We start from the raw sequence: 15,738 nt of genomic DNA on the forward strand, positions 1-15,738 counted from the left end.
GGGGTTATCGCTGCGCCTGCGCTTCCATCAGGGCGCGCAGGAGTTTCTCTTCGGACATGTCGTCATCGGCGGGCCGGTCGGGCATTCCGCTCCCCATCAGTAGCACCATCGAGTCCTCTTCGGGCTCGTCGACCTCGATCTGGGTCTGGTTCGCCTCGATCATCCGCTCGCGCAGTTCGTCCGCCGACTGGGTTTCCTCGGCGATCTCACGCAGCGCAACGACGGGGTTCTTGTCGTTGTCGCGGTCGATGGTTGGCGCGCCGCCGGACGCGATCTCGCGCGCCCGGTGCGCGGCGAGCAGGACAAGCTCGAACCGGTTCGGAACCTTATCGACGCAATCTTCTACCGTCACGCGGGCCATGGCGCACTCCGATCCCTGGGAGATTGAACCCCCTCTCTATTGAGTCTCAAAGGTCTTGACAAGGGCGGAAAGACTCTCCCAAGGCCCCGAAATCGGAACAATCGCGGCCTTCTCCGCCTCGGGAAGAGCCGCCAGCATCTGGCGCACGGTCCGCCCCAGAATCGGATGGCACCAATCGGGTGCGATCTCGGCCAACGGCACCAGCACGAAGGCGCGGTCCTGCAGGCGGGGATGGGGCAGGATCAGACCATCTGGGACCTCCGCTTGCTGCACCTCGGCTGGCAGCGTCCGCCAGCGCGTCTGGGTCGCGACATCGGGCAGCACCAGTTTGCCAAGCGCAAGCAGATCGAGATCGAGGGTCCGCGCCGCCCAGCGCACCCCGCGCGCACGTCCAAAGTCGGCCTCTACCGCGTGCAGCCGGGCCAAAATCGCTTCGGGTGCGAGGTCAGTCTCGATCTCGGCGGCCGCGTTCACGAAATCGGGACCGGCGCCCGGCGGCCAGCAGGGCGTGCGGTAAAATCGGCTGATCCGGTTCACTCGAACTGATTCGTTTTCGAGCGCGGCGATGGCTCTTGCCAGCCTTCCGGGCAGCGTCTCGCCGGAAGCCGCGACATTTGCGCCCAACGCAACTTGTCCTTTTAGAGTAGTTTTTGCATAATTTCTCGGTTGCGGCATCGGACTCCATCCTTAGATTTCAGGGGATGTCCCGCAGCGCTTTGTATTTCAGTGCGCATTGTTTCAACCACTCACGAACCCCAGCTGGCGGGCATATTACGGAAGGAGCCCGAATGTTTTACAGAGATGAACGCTTGGCGCTATTCATCGACGGCTCGAATCTCTACGCGGCCGCGAGGGCGCTGGAATTCGATATCGATTACAAGCTGTTACGCCAAGAATTCATGCGCCGCGGCAAGCTGTTGCGTGCATTCTACTATACGGCACTGCTGGACAACGATGACTACTCGCCGATCCGGCCGCTGGTCGACTGGCTGAACTACAACGGCTTCACCATGGTGACCAAGCCCGCGAAGGAATACACCGACAGTCAGGGGCGGCGGAAGGTCAAGGGCAACATGGATATTGAGTTGACGGTTGACGCCATGGAACTGGCCCCCCGAGTCGATCACATTGTCTTGTTCTCGGGCGATGGCGACTTCAAGCCTCTGGTCGAGAGCCTTCAGCGGCAGGGCGTGCGCGTGTCGGTCGTATCGACGATACGCAGCTCGCCGCCGATGATCGCCGACGAACTGCGCCGCCAGGCCGACAACTTCATCGAACTCGACGAGTTGAAAGAGGTGATCGGTCGCCCTCCGCGTGAGCCGCGCAACTTCGACCAGCGGGCCGAGGCCCAGCAGGAAAGTTGAACGGACGGGCCGACTTCACCGTCGGCCCGCGCCTAATGCCGGACCGCCAGCGCATGACGTGACGCCACATGACCGGCCTCGAGACCCTCGCCCAGCTTGGCTTGCTGTTCCTTGCCGCCTTCGGCGCGGCCACCATCCTGCCGTTCCAGTCCGAGGTGGTCTTTGTCGCCCTGCAACTGGCCGACCGGGTCGATCTCGGCTGGCTGCTGCTGGTCGCGAGCGTGGGCAACGTGCTCGGCTCGGTGGTGAACTATGTGCTCGGGATATGGATCGAACATTTTCGCGGCCGTCGCTGGTTTCCGGTCAGCGAGAGGCAGCTCGACCGTGCGCAGCACTGGTACAATCGGTGGGGCGTGTGGACGCTGCTGTTGAGCTGGGCACCGCTGGGCGACGGGTTCACCGTGGTCGCGGGCATGATGCGCACGCCGCTCTGGCTGTTCCTGGCACTGGTCACGATCGCCAAGACCGGGCGATATGCCGCGCTTGCCTGGGCCACGGCGGCGGCCGCGGGATAGGGCCGGGACTGGACGAAAAACGCCCGCGGGGTTACCTCTTGGGCGGACAGGAGAAACGCCCATGACCAAGCCCAAGCTGACTCTTTACCTGGCCGCGCCCCGCGGCTTCTGCGCCGGTGTCGACCGCGCGATCAAGATCGTCGAGATGGCGCTGGAGAAATGGGGGCCGCCCGTCTATGTGCGCCACGAGATCGTGCACAACAAGTTCGTCGTGGACGGGCTGCGCGCCAAGGGTGCGGTCTTCGTCAAGGACCTGGACGAGTGCCCGGTGGATCGCCCCGTCATCTTCTCGGCCCATGGCGTGCCGAAATCGGTGCCCGCCGAGGCCGCGCGGCGCGAGATGATCTATGTCGACGCCACCTGCCCGCTGGTCTCCAAGGTGCATCTCGAGGCCGCACGCCATCACGAGAACGGCAAGCAGATCGTGATGATCGGCCATGCCGGCCACCCCGAAACCATCGGCACCATGGGCCAACTGCCCGAAGGCGAGGTTCTGCTGATCGAGACGCCCGAGGATGTGGCGGGGCTGATCGTGCGCGATCCCGATAACCTGGCCTTCATCACGCAAACGACGCTGTCGATCGACGACACCGCCGAGGTGGTCAAGGCGCTGGAAGCGCGCTTCCCGACCATCGAGGGGCCGCACAAGGAAGACATCTGCTACGCCACGACCAACCGTCAGGGCGCGGTCAAGGCGGTGGCGCCCCAGGTCGAGGCGCTGCTTGTGATCGGCGCGCCGAACTCGTCGAACTCGAAACGGCTGGTCGAGGTGGGCGCGGCGGCGGGCTGCGGCACGGCGTTTCTGGTCCAGCGCGCGGCCGATATCGACTGGACGGCGCTTGAGGGCATGTCGAAAGTGGGGCTGACGGCCGGTGCCTCGGCGCCCAATGTGCTGATCGAGGAGGTGGTGCAGGCATTCCGCGACCGCTACGACCTGGAAATCGAGCAGGTCGTCACCGCCACCGAGAAGATCGAGTTCCGCCTGCCGCGCATCGTGCGCGAACCGGCATGAGCCGCGCGGCGATTCTGGGGCACCCATGAATGCGATCCCGCGCTCTGCACTGATCCTTGGCCTTGCCGGGCTGATCCCCTTCCTGTGGGGCGCGGCCACGGTCTTCATGCCCGAGCTTGCAGGTTACGCGCCGCCAGAGATCGGCCCGCGCTTTCGTGGGGTCGAGGTGCTGACGACCTATGGCACGGTGATCCTGGCCTTCATGTCGGGCGTGTTGTGGGGCTTTGCCGCCAAGGCCACGGGGGCCAAGGCGGCGCTGGGCTACGGGCTGTCGGTGATCCCGGCGCTCTGGGCCTTTGCCGTGCTGGGCGGCGCGGCGGGCAAGCCCATCCTGCCACTGATGGCAGGCTTTGCCGGGCTTCTGCTGCTGGACGCGCTGTTCTGGATGATGAACATGACGCCGCGCTGGTGGATGCGGCTGCGGATCATCCTGACCGCAGTGGTTCTGGCCTGCCTCGCGGCGCCGCTGGTCTGAGCCTCGGGCGGTTGACGGCACCGGACCCGCCCCCTAAACCCGCGCCGGACCCTTCAGGAAATCGCCATGCCCGACCTTTTCGCCTATACCGACGGTGCCTGTAGCGGCAATCCCGGCCCCGGCGGCTGGGGCGTGCTGTTGCAGGCAAAGGAGGGCGCGCAGGTGGTGCGCGAGCGCGAGTTGTCGGGTGGCGAGGCGGCGACCACGAACAACCGCATGGAGTTGCTGGCCGCGATCAACGCGCTGGAAAGCCTGATCCGGCCCTCGCAGATCACGGTGGTCACCGACAGCGCCTATGTGAAGAACGGCGTGACCGGCTGGATCCATGGCTGGAAGCGCAATGGCTGGAAGACCGCCGACAGAAAACCCGTGAAGAATGTCGAGCTGTGGCAGCGGCTGGACGAGGCGCAGGCCCGCCATCAGGTGCGCTGGGAATGGGTGCGCGGCCATGCCGGCCACCCCGAGAACGAGCGCGCGGACGAACTGGCCCGGGCGGGGATGGCCCCCTACAAGCGGTAGCGCCTGGCCGCGCGGTCGGATTTGGGTATTTTTTCCAAGAAGAAGATCAGTAACGCTCCTGCCCGTGCTCGACCTCGGCTGACATGCAGAGCCGCCCGTCCGGCCCCCGCACCCAGAGCCGGTCGCCCGCCCGGCAGAGCGTGGCGGTTTCGTGGTCGATCAGCGCCGAGCGGGCGCGGAAGCTGAAGCGGCGCAACGGACCCTTCGCCGTGGCCTTCAGCATCAGCAGTTGCGCCAGAAGCGGGCCGTGGACGACAAGCCCGCCATAGCCTTCGGTGCCGGTGGCATAGTCGCGGTCGTAATGGATGCGGTGACCGTTGAAGGTGAGCGCCGAGTAGCGGAACAGAAGCGTGGGCGGAAAACGCGCTTCGGTCGCGTCCTCGGCCGTCTCTGGGGCGGGGGGCGGCGCTGGGCGGGGGGCGCCCGCGCGCGGATCCTCGCGATAGACGATGTCCTGACGTTCGCTGACCCGCAGCACACCCGCCTGCACGATGTCATGGCGCAGCGTGACGAAGGCCAGCGGCCCGGTACGCCCCTGCTTGCGGGTGATGCCCTCGATGGCGGTGGTCCGCTCTGCCGGGCTGCCGGCACGCAGCGGGCCGAAGAAAGCAAGTTCCCCCCCGGCCCACATCCGCCGCGGCAGGCCGAGATCGGGCAGGAAGGCACCGAGTCGGGGATGCCCGTCGCGGCCCAGGTCCGCGGGCGGGCGAGGATCCCAGAAATAGACCTGGTGGAAGAAAGGCGGCAGGATGGCCAGATGGCCCGGCGGCGGGCCGTCCAGCCCCAGCGCGGCATGCAGCGCCGCGGCCCGGACCGGGTCCATCGCGTCGCGGAGGATTTGCGTTCTGCCCAGCGCCTCGGTCATGGGCCGGACGCTAGCCGCAGGCCGCGGGGCGCGCAAGCGGGGTGGCTAGCGTCCGATCTCGGCCTTGAGCGCGGCCATCAGTTCGGTCAGAAGCTTCAGCCCGACCTCGTTGGTCAGCCGCCCCTCGGCATCGAATTGCTGGGCGGCATTGCCCACCATCACCTCGGGCCCCTGCAACAGCCGCGGGCGAAAGGCGACAAGGCAATGGCGGAGCGCGAATTGCGCGCGCGGCCCGCCCGCGATTCCCGCCGCTGCCGAGACGATCGCAACGGGTTTGTCCGCCCAGGGGTTCCCCTTGGTCCGGCTGACCCAGTCGAGCGCGTTCTTCAGCACGCCCGAGATTGACTTGTTGTATTCCGGCCCCGAGATCACCACCGCATCGGCCGCCGCGATCTGGTCGGCAAGGCGCAGGACGGGCGCCGGGATGCCTCCGGCCGCTTCCAGATCACCATCGTATAGCGGCAGGCGCAGGTCGGCCATCTCGAACCCCGCGGGGTCGAACAGCCGCGCGGCCTCGCGGACCAGCAGGGTGTTGAACGAGCCCGCCCTGAGCGCGCCGGAAATCCCCAGAAGCCTGTGTGCGGCCATGTCGCTGCCTCCGTCTGGTACAGCCCGAACCTAGGCCACAGGCGCCGGACTGCAAGCGGGTTGTGCCCTGTGCTCGCTTGGCGCAGGGTGCGGCCGAGGCAGGACGGAGGGCAAGCGGATGGAACGACATGGCGGGCGCATCCTGGCCGATCAACTGGCGCTTCAGGGGGTCAGGCGGGTCTTTTCGGTGCCGGGCGAAAGCTTTCTGGCCGCCCTCGACGGGCTTTACGATGTCGGCATCCCGAACATCACCTGCCGCCACGAGGGCGGCGCGGCGATGATGGCCGAGGCTTACGGAAAGATGACCGGCCAGCCCGGCGTTCTGTTCGTCACGCGCGGGCCGGGGGCGACGAATGCGGCCAGCGGGCTGCATGTCGCGCGGCAGGATTCGACGCCGATGGTCGTTTTCGTCGGGCAGATCGCGCGCAGCGACCGGGATCGCGAGGCGTTTCAGGAACTGAACTATCGCCGCTTCTTCGGCCCGCTGGTCAAATGGGTGGCCGAAATCGACCAGACCGAACGCCTGCCGGAATACATCGCGCGCGCCTTTCATGTGGCTGTCTCGGGCCGCCCCGGTCCGGTGGTGCTGGCGCTGCCCGAGGACATGCTGAGCGCGCGGGCCGACATCCCCGACCTGCCGCCCCCTGCCCGGCTTGCGCCCGAACCAAGCGCCGCGCAGGTCACCGCGGTGACCGAGGCGCTGGCGCAGGCCGAACGTCCGCTGGTTGTCGTCGGCGGGCCGCATTGGTCGACACAGGCGGCGGCGGATCTGGCGCGGTTTGCCGGGGCCTTCGATCTGCCGGTGGCGGCCAGCTTTCGCCGACAGGGGCATATGGACAACCGCCATCCCTGCTATGTGGGCGATCTGGGCGTGGGGATGAACCTCCGGCTGGGGGCGCGGCTGGCCGGGGCCGATCTGGTGCTGGCACTGGGCACGCGGCTGGGCGACACGGCGACCAATGGCTACACGCTGCTCGATCCCACAAGGCCGGGGCCGCGGATCGTGCATGTTCATGCCGATGCGGACGAGTTGGGCCGGGTCTGGCGCCCCGATCCCGGCATCGCGCTGCCCGCGCCCGCGATGGTTGCGGCGCTGGCGCGGCTGAACGGTCGGCTGGGGCCGTGGGGGGCCTGGCGGGCCGAGGCGCGGGCCGAATACGAGGCATGGACAACGCCCCGGCAGACGCCCGGCGCGGTCCGGATGGAAGCGGTGATCGCCTGGCTCTCGGCCCATCTGCCCGAGGATGCGATCGTCACCAATGGCGCAGGGAACTACGCCGCCTTCCTGCACCGCTATTTCGCCTTCAAGCGGCATGGCACCCAGCTTGCGCCGACGTCGGGGTCCATGGGCTATGGCTTTCCCGCCGCGATCTCGGCCGCGCTGGAACATCCAGGCCGGGCGGTGATCTGTCTGGCCGGGGATGGCTGTTTCCAGATGACCCTGAACGAGATGTCGACCGCCATTCAGCACGGGGCGAAGGTGGTGGTGATCGTGGCCAACAATGGCCGCTACGGCACGATCCGCATGCATCAGGAACGCCGTTTCCCGGGCCGGGTCAGCGGCACCGATCTGGTCAATCCCGACTACCCGGCACTGACGCGGGCCTATGGGGGCGACGGGGTGGTGGTGACGGATCAGGCCGAGTTTCCGGCCGCGATAGCGCGGGCCCTGGCCGCGACCGTGCCCTTCGTGGTCGAGTTGCAGCTTGACCCCGAGGCGCTGGCGACGGGTCTCACACTGTCGGAGGCTCGGGCGATGGGCTTTGCGGGCTGACGCTCCGGGGCCGCAGAACGCTACCAGTTGCCGCGCCGACCGGAAACATACGCGGGCAGATCGACCACGGGCGCGGCGGTTCCGGCTCCCTTCAACCAGCACATTCTGCGTTTGTTCGGCAGGGGATGCGACGACCGCGCAAACGTGAAGGCTGCGCATTGGCTGTCCGCCTCGCAGGCCCGCACGCAGTCCCCAAGACCGACAACGCGAAATGCCGCGTAATCGCCGCCGGGGATGTCGACCGCATCGCGAATTTGCAGCATGTCGCTGGACATCAGGTCGTCGCCCGCAAGAAATTCCTCGCGATCCTCGGCGGTCAGCAGCCAACCATCGTCGTCCAGCGTGGGCGGGTGGGCCGGGGCGGCGACTTGTTGCCGTGCGACCCGGTCTTTCCTTCGGTAGTCGCGATAGACCGATCCCGCCAGCGCGACCACGGCGCTGCCAAGCGCGAAACCCGCGATGCCGGACAGAAGCTCGCGCCGGGTCAGACTCATGCCGCATCCGCCAGATGGTCGCCAAGACGCGCCGCCAGCGCCATGATCGTCAGGGTAGGGTTCTCGTAACCGCCGGTAGCGAAGACCGAAGACCCCGCGACGAAGAGATTGCGATAGCCATGCACACGACAGTCGCGGTTTACCACGCTGCGTCGCGGGTCGTCGCCCATGCGCGTTGTTCCCATTATATGGCCTCCGCCGGTTACACCGCGGTAAAGCGCGTCATTGAGGATTCGCAGCCGCCCCGGTCCGTTGGCGACCAGCCGCCCGCCAAGCGCCTCGAGGCAAAGATCGATCGCCCGCAGGTCGTCCGCGCCGATGACACAACGGGCGCGCAGTCGTGGCAGGCCCGCGGGGTCACGGCCTTCGCCGATGGTGAGGCGGTTCACCGGATCTGCGGCCATTTCGGACCGGACGTTCAGGAAAAAGCTCCGGGCCGCGGGGCCGATGCGATCCAGCAGAAAAACCTCGTGCGGATCGTTCAGGTTGGGCGCGGTTTCGACCCATTCGACCGAGACATCGCGCCCGCCGATCTGCGCGTGAAGCGAGTCGTCTGGCACGAGCGCGGGCACCTGCGCCCCGAATGGCTCCGGCGCTTCGGGCAGCGCCAGTTCCGACGGCACGACGACCCGGCCGCAATGGTAGGAATGCGGATGCTCCATCAGATACCGGCCGACCTGATCTGCCTCGTTCCCGACCGCTGCACTTGTGCCATCGGTCGAGGCCAGCAGGATCTGGGCATTGCCCACCCCCCCGGCCGCGAGCACGATAGACTGGGTCTCGGCGACGCGGGCCTCGATCCTCCCTCCGCCCGGAGACCATATCGCGATGCCATCGACACCCTGCCGGTCCAGCCGCGGCCGCAGTCCGGCAAGCGTGGTGTTCAGGGCGATGTCGATCATGGGATCGTCCTCGGGCACACCGAATTCCGGATCGCCAAAATGGACCGGCGGCTCGGTCGAGAAAGGACGCAGCCGGAACCCGTCAAGGTGATCCTGCTGGAATGTCAAAAATGTCGGATCGCGGCCAAGGATGCGGGCAGCGATCCTATAATAGGGGTCAAGTTCGGCCCGACCGATCGGCCAGTGGGCCATGTTCCGGTCAAGAAGCGGAAGGCAGAAGCCCTGCCAAGCCCCCGAAGTGCCGCCAAGAGCCCGAATCCAGTGCGATGACCAGTGGATCCCGTCAAAATGTCCCCGGCCATACACCGACGAGAAGGCGGACTGAACCCCGGCGTCATAGTCGCGTCCACCGCTTTCGAGGATCAAAACACGCCTACCCCGCTGGGCAAGCTGAAGGGCAAGGGTCGTTCCCGCGGGACCGGAGCCGACGATGAACACATCGTAGCGTTCAAGATTGGCGTCCCGGATCTCGACGAACATGGCGGCGGGCCGTTTCTATGGGCAAGCGGGACGACACTACAGCCCATAGTTGCAATGGACAAGGGCGGCTCCCCTGTCGCCGGTCGCTAGGCCACCGCCGCCATTTCCAGCGCGGCGGCGCAATGCACCTGCACCGTGTCGAAGACCGGCATCGGCACATTGCCCGCATGCAGCAGCAGGCCGACCTCGGTGCAACCCAGGATCAGGCAATCGGCGCCGCGCTTGGCCAGCCGCATCGCGATGTCCTCATAGGCGGTGCGGCTGTCGTCGCGGATCACGTCGCGGCAAAGCTCGTCATAGATGATCCGGTGCGTGGTCGCGCGGTCCTCGGGGCCGGGCAGCATCGGCGACAGGCCCGCCGCGCGCAGCCGGTCGGTGTAGAAGCTTTGCTCCATCGTGTAGGCGGTGGCCATCAGGCCCGGCCGGGACAACCCCGCCGCCCGGATCGCCGCGGCGGTCGCGTCGGCGATATGCAGGAACGGGATCGTGACGCCCGCCATCATCGGCCCGGCCAGCTTGTGCATGGTGTTGGTGGCCAGGATCAGCAGCGAAGCACCCCCCGCCTGCAAGGCGCGCGCCTCGCGGTTCAGCAGACGGCCTGCCGCCTCCCAGTCGCCTGCGGCCTGCATCCGCTCGACCCCTGCGAAATCGAGCGAGCGGATCAGCAGTTCGGCCGAATGCAGCCCGCCCAGCCTTTCGCGCGCGCCGCGGTTCAGCGCGTCGTAATAAAGCGCGGTCGAGGCGGCGGACATACCGCCGAGAATGCCGATGGTCTTCATGCCTGTCTTCCCGATGTCAGCCCGGTGGTGAAACAGCGCGAATGCACGCGCAAGGCGACAAAGCGAAGCCGGCGGGCCTCCGCCGAAAGGTGCGGACGTGCCGCGTTAACCGCCGCTTAACCCGGTTCTGCCCCGATACCGGCATGGCGCGGATGCTGCCCCTTCTGATCGTCCTGAGCCTGGCGGGCTGCGATTCGCCCGGACCGGAATTCGGCGCCCTGCCCGGCACGCGGGTCGTGGTCGAGGGGTCGCATTTCGCGGTGCGCCGCAAGGACGGCACGGCACAGGCGATCCGGCTGAACGCCGAGCATCGCCCCGGCACGATGGCGCGCGGCGCGCGGGCGATCGAACTGGGCACGGGCTGCCGGATACGCCCCGGCTCGCTGTCCGGCGATCCGGCGGTGATCTATGCCCGCCTGAGCTGCGCGGCCCCCTGATCATCGCGCAGGCACAGCCCGATCCGCTTTTCCATGAACATGTTCGAGGAGATGTCAGGATAGCCGCCGAACGGCGCGCAATCCTGATAGCCCATCCGGCGGTATAGCTGCACCGCCGCCGCCAGCGCCGCACCGGTTTCCAACCGCAGAAGCCCCAGCCCGATATCGCGGGCGGCGGCCTCCAGATCCTCCATCAACGCGCGGCCGATGCCCTGCCCGCGCTGGGCCGTATCGACGTAAAGCCGCTTGATCTCGCCATAATGGCCCTGATCGACCAGCGCGACGCAGCCCACGGGCGCCCCGGCGCGGCGGGCAACAAGGAACTGGGTGGATTTCGTCGCCAGTTCATCGACCGAGAAGCTGAAGCATTCCTCGGGCGGATAGACGGCCAGCAGTGCCGCCTCGCTCGCCTCGATCAAGGCCCGTCCGCAGTCGGACAGGACGGATTCGGTTGCGATGGTCACAGGCATGGGGGACACCCTTTCGCAAAATCTTAACGGTGGTCGCCCGACCCGCGACAAAGGTCAAGGGGTGACGCCGCACCGCAGCGAAAGCCACCGGCGCCGCAGGAATCGTCAGTCAATATCTTGTGGAGAAACCCCCGAAGGCGCCCAGATGCTGGGGCGAACGCTTGACACCCGGGGCGACCCGGCAAAGGATCGAACAACCTCGCGGGAATCAGGACAGGACGGATCCGTGCGCTTCACCCGACTCAGGCTCAACGGTTTCAAGAGCTTCGTCGATCCCACCGATCTGGTGATCGCCGAGGGGCTGACCGGGGTTGTCGGGCCGAATGGCTGCGGCAAGTCGAACCTGCTTGAGGCGCTGCGCTGGGTGATGGGCGAGAACCGCCCGACCGCGATGCGCGGCGGCGGCATGGAAGACGTGATCTTTGCCGGTGCCGCCACGCGGCCCGCCCGCAACTTCGCCGAAGTCAGTTTGCTGATCGACAATTCCGACCGTCTGGCCCCCGCCGAGTTCAACGACAGCGACATCCTCGAGGTCGTGCGCCGGATCACCCGCGATGCGGGCTCGGCCTACAAGCTCGGCGGCAAGGAGGTGCGCGCGCGCGACGTGCAGATGCTGTTCGCCGATGCCTCGACCGGCGCACATTCCCCGGCGCTGGTCCGCCAGGGCCAGATCTCGGAACTGATCAACGCCAAACCGCGCAACCGCCGCCGCGTGCTGGAAGAGGCCGCGGGCATCTCGGGGCTTTACCAGCGTCGGCACGAGGCGGAATTGCGCCTGAACGCGGCCGAGCAGAACCTGTCCCGGGTGGATGACGTTCTGGACCAGCTTGCCCAGCAGCTTGCGCAACTGGCCCGGCAAGCCAAACAGGCAGCGCGCTATCGCGAGATCGCCGAGGAATTGCGCCGCGCCGAGGGGCTGTTGCTGTTCCGCCGCTGGCAGGAGGCCGACAGCACCCGCGCCACGACCGAGGCGCAACTGACCGAACGCACCCGCGCCGCCGCTGCCGCCGAGGTCGCGGCGCGCAAGGCCGGCACCGCGCGCGAGGCTGCCGAGACCGCCCTGCCGCCCTTGCGCGAGGAAGAGGCCATCGCCGCCGCGATCCTGCAACGGCTGGTCGTGCAACGCGACGCGCTGACCGAGCAGGAATCCCGCGCGCGCGCCGCGATCGAGACGCTGACAGGCCGGATCGTGCAGCTTGGCCGCGATATCGAGCGCGAGGCGGGGCTGAACCGCGATGCGGGCGAGACGCTGGCGCGGCTGGACGAGGAAAGCGCCGCGCTCGAAGCGGCACATCACGGGCACGAGGCCGCGATGGAGATTACCAGCGCGGCCGCGCAGGAGGCCGCGTCGGTGCTGCGCGACCGCGAGGATGTGCTGGGCCAGAAGACCGAGGACATGGCCCGTCTGTCGGCCCGCCACCATTCGGCCCAGCGCCTGCGCGAGGATGCCGCCCGGACGCTGGCGCGCAACGAGGCCGAGGCCGCCGAGGCCCGCGCCGCGGTGGGCGAGGCCCAGGGCGCGCTGTCGGCGGCACGCGCGGCGGTCGATACGGCAAGCGAGCGGCAGGACCGGACGGCCGAAGCCGCCGAGGCCGCCGAAGCCGCCCTGATAGCCGCGGACGAGGCGCGCGGCGATGCCCAGGCGCGCGAGGCCGACGCCCGGGCCGACAAGGCGCAGGCCGAGGGCGAGGCGAACGCCCTGCGCGCCGAGGCAGCCGCCCTTGCCCGGCTGGTCGAGCGCGACGCGGCCGAAGGCGGCCAGGTGCTGGACCTTCTGGGCGTCGAGAAGGGCTACGAAAAGGCGCTGGGCGCCGCGCTTGCCGACGATCTGCGCGCGCCCGAGGCGCGGGACCAGGCCGCCTCGGGCTGGGCCGCCCTGCCCCCCTATGACCGGCCGCAGCCGCTGCCCGAAGGCGCGCTGCCGCTGGCCGATCATGTGAGCGTGCCGCCGGTCCTGCTGCGCCGGATCGGGCAGATCGGGCTGGTGCCGGATCGGGCGACGGGGATGCGGCTGCACCCCGCGTTGAAACCCGGTCAGCGGCTGGTCAGCGCCGAGGGCGATCTGTGGCGCTGGGATGGCTTGCGCGCAGGCGCAGGCGATGCCCCCAGCGCCGCCACGCTGCGCCTGCAACAGCTCAACCGGCTGGCCGATCTGCGCCGCGATCTGGACACGGCGACGGCCCGGGCCGAGGCGGCGGCGCGCGCCCATCAGGGCGTGGCCGAGGCGCTGGCCGATGCGACCGAGGCCGACCGCGCCGCGCGCGAGGCCCGCCGCGCCGCCGACCGCGATCTGGCCGAGGCGGGAAGGGCGCTTTCGCGCGCCGAGGCCGACCGCGATATCGCGGCCAGTCGGCTGGAAACCGCGAAGATGGCGGTTTCGCGCCACGAGGACGAAGCCACCGCCGCGCGCACCCGCCTGCGCGAGGCCGAGGCGGCGCTGGCCGGGCTGGGTGACCTGGACGCGGCGCGGGCCGGGCTTGAGGATGTCCGCACCACGGTCGAGGCCGCGCGGATGACGATGATCACCCGCCGCGCCGCCCATGACGAACTGAAGCGCGACGCCGAGGCGCGGCAGCGCCGTCTGGTCGAGATCGCAAGGGAAGTGGCGACCTGGCGCAAGCGGCTGGACACCGCCGAGACGCGGATCGCGGAACTTGCCGAACGCAAGGCAGCGTCAGAGGCCGATCTGGAGGAAGCCGCCGCCGCGCCCGAGGAAATCGCCGCGAAGCGCGAGGAGTTGGACGCCGCGATCGGGCAGGCCGAGGACCGGCGACGGCGCGCGGCCGATGCGTTGGCCGAGGCCGAGACCGCCCTGCGCGAGGCCGACCGCGCCGCGCGCGAGGCCGAACGCGCCGCTGGCGAGGCCCGCGAGGCCCGCGCCGGAACCGAGGCCCGTGCCGAAGCCGCGCGCGAGGCCGCAGCCCAGGCCGCAGCCCGCATCGCCGAGGAAATGGAGGCGACCCCCGCCGCGCTGCTGGACCGGCTGGGCGCCGACCCCGAGCGGATGCCCTCTGCCGAACAGATCGAGCATGACGTCACCCGGCTGAAACGCCAGCGCGAGGCGCTGGGCGCGGTGAACCTGCGCGCCGAGGAAGATGCCCGCACCGTGCGCGTCGAGCACGAGACACTGGCCACCGAAAAGCGCGATCTGGAAGAGGCGATCCGCGCGCTGCGCTCTGGCATTGCCAGCCTCAATCGCGAGGGGCGCGAGCGGCTTCTGACCGCGTTCGAGCAGGTCAATTCCAACTTCGCGATGCTGTTCACGCATCTGTTCGGCGGCGGCGAGGCGCGGCTGGTGCTGGTGGAATCCGACGATCCGCTGGAGGCGGGGCTCGAGATCATGTGCCAGCCGCCGGGCAAGAAGCTCTCGACCCTGTCGCTTCTGTCGGGGGGCGAGCAGACGTTGACGGCGCTGGCGCTGATCTTCGGCGTGTTCCTTGCAAACCCGGCCCCGATCTGCGTTCTCGACGAGGTGGACGCGCCGCTGGACGACGCCAACGTCACGCGCTTCTGCGACATGCTCGACGAGATGACGCGCCGGGCCGATACGCGCTTTCTCATCATCACCCACCACGCGATCACCATGAGCCGGATGAACCGGCTGTTCGGTGTGACCATGGCCGAGCAGGGCGTCAGCCAGCTTGTTTCCGTCGATCTGAGCCGGGCCGAGGCGCTGGTCGCCTGACCGGCCTCACGCGGCTTTCAGCCGGTCCCGGCCATGCGGCGCCAGCCAGTCGATCCGCGGGCCCGTGGGCAGGATCCGGTGCGGATTGATGCTGTCATGGCTGTAATGGTAGTGGCGCACGATATGGCCGAAATCGGTCGTCGCGGCGACGCCGGGCCATTGATAGAGCTCGCGGGTATAGGCCCAGAGGTTCGGGAAATCGGCCAGCCGGTTCCGGTTGCACTTGAAATGCCCGTGATAGACCGGATCGAAGCGCACCAGCGTGGTGAACAGCCGCCAATCGGCCTCGGTGATCCGCACGCCCATCAGGTAGCGCCTTGTGGCAAGCCGATCCTCCAGCCAGTCGAGGCTGTCGAACAGCGCCGCAACGGCCTCGTCATAGGCGGCTTGCGTGGTGGCAAAGCCCGCCTTGTAGACGCCGTTGTTCACGCTGTCATAGATGCGCTCGTTCAGCGTCTCGATCTCGGCGCGCAGGGCCGCGGGCCAGTAATCGTCGCGGTTGCCGGTGATGCCGTCGAAGGCCGAATTGAACATCCGGATGATCTCGGCCGATTCGTTCGAGACGATGGTGCCGCGCGTCCTGTCCCACAGGACGGGCACCGTCACCCGGCCCGAAACGTCGGGTTTCGCGCGTGTATAGATGTCGCGCAGAAAGGGCAGTCCGTGCAGGCTGTCGCCTGTCGCGCCGGGGAAATCGGTGGCGAAGGTCCAGCCATCGTCCAGCATGTCGGGATGCACGACCGAAACGCCGATATGCTCCGTCAACCCCTTGAGCGCGCGGAAGATCAGCGTGCGATGCGCCCAGGGACAGGCAAGCGAGACGTAAAGGTGATAGCGCCCGCTTTCGGCCGGAAACCCGCCCTCGCCCGAGGGGCCTGGGGCGCCATCGGCCGTGATCCAGTTGCGAAACCCGGCGGTGGAACGCACGAAACGCCCGCCGCTTTCGGCGGTGTCATACCAGCCCGGATGCCATTTTCCGTCGATCAGTTGACCCATATCATCCTCCTTTGCAGGACCG

17 protein-coding genes and 1 pseudogene are annotated in these 15,738 nt (G+C 68.2%); 8 read left to right on the forward strand and 10 right to left on the reverse strand.

Annotated elements, in window-relative coordinates; genetic code table 11:
* Positions 1 to 4: 4 nt before the first annotated feature.
* Together rpoZ and folK are read right to left on the reverse strand one after the other, a co-directional pair.
* Positions 5 to 361, reverse strand: coding sequence for a DNA-directed RNA polymerase subunit omega (rpoZ, locus tag EV216_RS02415; RefSeq protein WP_132693468.1), 357 nt, complete (start codon positions 359 to 361; stop codon positions 5 to 7).
* A 36-nt stretch (positions 362 to 397) separates the two neighbouring features.
* The gene (gene folK / locus EV216_RS02420; protein ID WP_243641940.1) at positions 398 to 985 is read right to left on the reverse strand and encodes a 2-amino-4-hydroxy-6-hydroxymethyldihydropteridine diphosphokinase; all 588 of its coding nucleotides are present in this window, start codon (positions 983 to 985) and stop codon (positions 398 to 400) included.
* Positions 986 to 1,149: 164 nt separating this feature from the next.
* Here folK and EV216_RS02425 point away from each other — a divergent pair, with 164 nt between their 5' ends.
* The 5 genes from EV216_RS02425 to rnhA all read left to right on the forward strand — a co-directional run bounded on the left by EV216_RS02425 (position 1,150) and on the right by rnhA (position 4,246).
* Positions 1,150 to 1,725 (forward strand): LabA-like NYN domain-containing protein, encoded by a 576-nt coding sequence (locus EV216_RS02425; RefSeq protein WP_132693470.1) that lies wholly within the window; start codon positions 1,150 to 1,152, stop codon positions 1,723 to 1,725.
* 68 nt (positions 1,726 to 1,793) lie between these two features.
* Complete coding sequence (locus EV216_RS02430) at positions 1,794 to 2,240, forward strand: YqaA family protein (RefSeq protein WP_132693471.1); 447 nt, start codon at positions 1,794 to 1,796, stop codon at positions 2,238 to 2,240.
* A gap of 61 nt (positions 2,241 to 2,301) precedes the next feature.
* Positions 2,302 to 3,252, forward strand: coding sequence for a 4-hydroxy-3-methylbut-2-enyl diphosphate reductase (ispH, locus tag EV216_RS02435; protein WP_132693472.1), 951 nt, complete (start codon positions 2,302 to 2,304; stop codon positions 3,250 to 3,252).
* A 25-nt stretch (positions 3,253 to 3,277) separates the two neighbouring features.
* Positions 3,278 to 3,727 (forward strand): DUF3429 domain-containing protein, encoded by a 450-nt coding sequence (locus EV216_RS02440; protein WP_132693473.1) that lies wholly within the window; start codon positions 3,278 to 3,280, stop codon positions 3,725 to 3,727.
* 66 nt (positions 3,728 to 3,793) lie between these two features.
* Positions 3,794 to 4,246 carry a ribonuclease HI gene (gene rnhA / locus EV216_RS02445; RefSeq protein WP_132693474.1) on the forward strand — a complete coding sequence of 151 codons (453 nt, stop codon included), beginning with the start codon at positions 3,794 to 3,796 and terminating at the stop codon, positions 4,244 to 4,246.
* A gap of 46 nt (positions 4,247 to 4,292) precedes the next feature.
* On the opposite strand, the gene EV216_RS02450 is transcribed toward rnhA, so the two are convergent.
* Positions 4,293 to 5,111 carry an HTD2 family dehydratase gene (locus tag EV216_RS02450; RefSeq protein ID WP_132693475.1) on the reverse strand — a complete coding sequence of 273 codons (819 nt, stop codon included), beginning with the start codon at positions 5,109 to 5,111 and terminating at the stop codon, positions 4,293 to 4,295.
* Between the two features lie 45 nt (positions 5,112 to 5,156).
* Complete coding sequence (locus EV216_RS02455; RefSeq protein WP_132693476.1) at positions 5,157 to 5,699, reverse strand: NADPH-dependent FMN reductase; 543 nt, start codon at positions 5,697 to 5,699, stop codon at positions 5,157 to 5,159.
* Positions 5,700 to 5,817: 118 nt separating this feature from the next.
* On the opposite strand from EV216_RS02455, the gene EV216_RS02460 reads away from it, so the two are divergent.
* A complete protein-coding gene (locus EV216_RS02460; RefSeq protein ID WP_132693477.1) occupies positions 5,818 to 7,473 on the forward strand; it encodes a thiamine pyrophosphate-binding protein in 1,656 nt (551 codons plus the stop codon).
* 20 nt (positions 7,474 to 7,493) lie between these two features.
* Here EV216_RS02460 and EV216_RS02465 read toward each other — a convergent pair whose 3' ends face one another.
* The 4 genes and pseudogenes from EV216_RS02465 to EV216_RS02475 all read right to left on the reverse strand — a co-directional run bounded on the left by EV216_RS02465 (position 7,494) and on the right by EV216_RS02475 (position 10,128).
* A complete protein-coding gene (locus EV216_RS02465) occupies positions 7,494 to 7,967 on the reverse strand; it encodes a PAN domain-containing protein (RefSeq protein WP_132693478.1) in 474 nt (157 codons plus the stop codon).
* Positions 7,964 to 9,061: a GMC oxidoreductase gene (locus EV216_RS02470; protein WP_243641941.1), complete on the reverse strand. Its 1,098-nt coding sequence runs from the start codon at positions 9,059 to 9,061 to the stop codon at positions 7,964 to 7,966. The genes EV216_RS02465 and EV216_RS02470 overlap by 4 nt, the downstream gene beginning before the upstream one ends.
* A 153-nt stretch (positions 9,062 to 9,214) precedes the next feature.
* Positions 9,215 to 9,349: pseudogene (locus EV216_RS18850) on the reverse strand (FAD-dependent oxidoreductase); the annotation flags it as partial.
* Positions 9,350 to 9,435: 86 nt separating this feature from the next.
* Positions 9,436 to 10,128, reverse strand: coding sequence for an aspartate/glutamate racemase family protein (locus EV216_RS02475; RefSeq protein ID WP_132693480.1), 693 nt, complete (start codon positions 10,126 to 10,128; stop codon positions 9,436 to 9,438).
* 143 nt (positions 10,129 to 10,271) lie between these two features.
* On the opposite strand from EV216_RS02475, the gene EV216_RS02480 reads away from it, so the two are divergent.
* Positions 10,272 to 10,565 carry a hypothetical protein gene (locus EV216_RS02480; protein ID WP_165899118.1) on the forward strand — a complete coding sequence of 98 codons (294 nt, stop codon included), beginning with the start codon at positions 10,272 to 10,274 and terminating at the stop codon, positions 10,563 to 10,565.
* On the opposite strand, the gene EV216_RS02485 is transcribed toward EV216_RS02480, so the two are convergent.
* Complete coding sequence (locus tag EV216_RS02485; RefSeq protein ID WP_132693482.1) at positions 10,535 to 11,035, reverse strand: GNAT family N-acetyltransferase; 501 nt, start codon at positions 11,033 to 11,035, stop codon at positions 10,535 to 10,537. The two genes, EV216_RS02480 and EV216_RS02485, sit on opposite strands and share 31 nt — an antisense overlap.
* Positions 11,036 to 11,261: 226 nt before the next feature.
* On the opposite strand from EV216_RS02485, the gene smc reads away from it, so the two are divergent.
* Positions 11,262 to 14,720, forward strand: coding sequence for a chromosome segregation protein SMC (smc, locus tag EV216_RS02490; protein WP_132693483.1), 3,459 nt, complete (start codon positions 11,262 to 11,264; stop codon positions 14,718 to 14,720).
* A 6-nt stretch (positions 14,721 to 14,726) separates the two neighbouring features.
* On the opposite strand, the gene EV216_RS02495 is transcribed toward smc, so the two are convergent.
* On the reverse strand, positions 14,727 to 15,716 hold the full coding sequence (locus EV216_RS02495) for a glutathione S-transferase family protein (RefSeq protein ID WP_132693484.1): 990 nt from the start codon (positions 15,714 to 15,716) through the stop codon (positions 14,727 to 14,729).
* Between the last annotated feature and the right edge of the window lie 22 nt (positions 15,717 to 15,738).

The organism is Rhodovulum steppense, from assembly GCF_004339675.1.
In the GTDB taxonomy this organism is placed as follows: domain Bacteria; phylum Pseudomonadota; class Alphaproteobacteria; order Rhodobacterales; family Rhodobacteraceae; genus Rhodovulum; species Rhodovulum steppense.

What these genes read in the sequence shown, in the direction of transcription:
- EV216_RS02455 (WP_132693476.1), bottom strand. Translation starts at nt 5,699, where the DNA reads ATGGCCGCACACAGGCTTCTGGGGATTTCCGGCGCGCTCAGGGCGGGC.
- EV216_RS02450 (WP_132693475.1), bottom strand. Translation starts at nt 5,111, where the DNA reads ATGACCGAGGCGCTGGGCAGAACGCAAATCCTCCGCGACGCGATGGAC.
- EV216_RS02425 (WP_132693470.1), top strand. Translation starts at nt 1,150, where the DNA reads ATGTTTTACAGAGATGAACGCTTGGCGCTATTCATCGACGGCTCGAAT.
- EV216_RS02495 (WP_132693484.1), bottom strand. Translation starts at nt 15,716, where the DNA reads ATGGGTCAACTGATCGACGGAAAATGGCATCCGGGCTGGTATGACACC.
- EV216_RS02430 (WP_132693471.1), top strand. Translation starts at nt 1,794, where the DNA reads ATGACCGGCCTCGAGACCCTCGCCCAGCTTGGCTTGCTGTTCCTTGCC.
- rpoZ (WP_132693468.1), bottom strand. Translation starts at nt 361, where the DNA reads ATGGCCCGCGTGACGGTAGAAGATTGCGTCGATAAGGTTCCGAACCGG.
- EV216_RS02485 (WP_132693482.1), bottom strand. Translation starts at nt 11,035, where the DNA reads ATGCCTGTGACCATCGCAACCGAATCCGTCCTGTCCGACTGCGGACGG.
- EV216_RS02475 (WP_132693480.1), bottom strand. Translation starts at nt 10,128, where the DNA reads ATGAAGACCATCGGCATTCTCGGCGGTATGTCCGCCGCCTCGACCGCG.
- EV216_RS02465 (WP_132693478.1), bottom strand. Translation starts at nt 7,967, where the DNA reads ATGAGTCTGACCCGGCGCGAGCTTCTGTCCGGCATCGCGGGTTTCGCG.
- EV216_RS02480 (WP_165899118.1), top strand. Translation starts at nt 10,272, where the DNA reads ATGGCGCGGATGCTGCCCCTTCTGATCGTCCTGAGCCTGGCGGGCTGC.
- EV216_RS02470 (WP_243641941.1), bottom strand. Translation starts at nt 9,061, where the DNA reads ATGGCCCACTGGCCGATCGGTCGGGCCGAACTTGACCCCTATTATAGG.
- EV216_RS02440 (WP_132693473.1), top strand. Translation starts at nt 3,278, where the DNA reads ATGAATGCGATCCCGCGCTCTGCACTGATCCTTGGCCTTGCCGGGCTG.
- ispH (WP_132693472.1), top strand. Translation starts at nt 2,302, where the DNA reads ATGACCAAGCCCAAGCTGACTCTTTACCTGGCCGCGCCCCGCGGCTTC.
- EV216_RS02460 (WP_132693477.1), top strand. Translation starts at nt 5,818, where the DNA reads ATGGAACGACATGGCGGGCGCATCCTGGCCGATCAACTGGCGCTTCAG.
- rnhA (WP_132693474.1), top strand. Translation starts at nt 3,794, where the DNA reads ATGCCCGACCTTTTCGCCTATACCGACGGTGCCTGTAGCGGCAATCCC.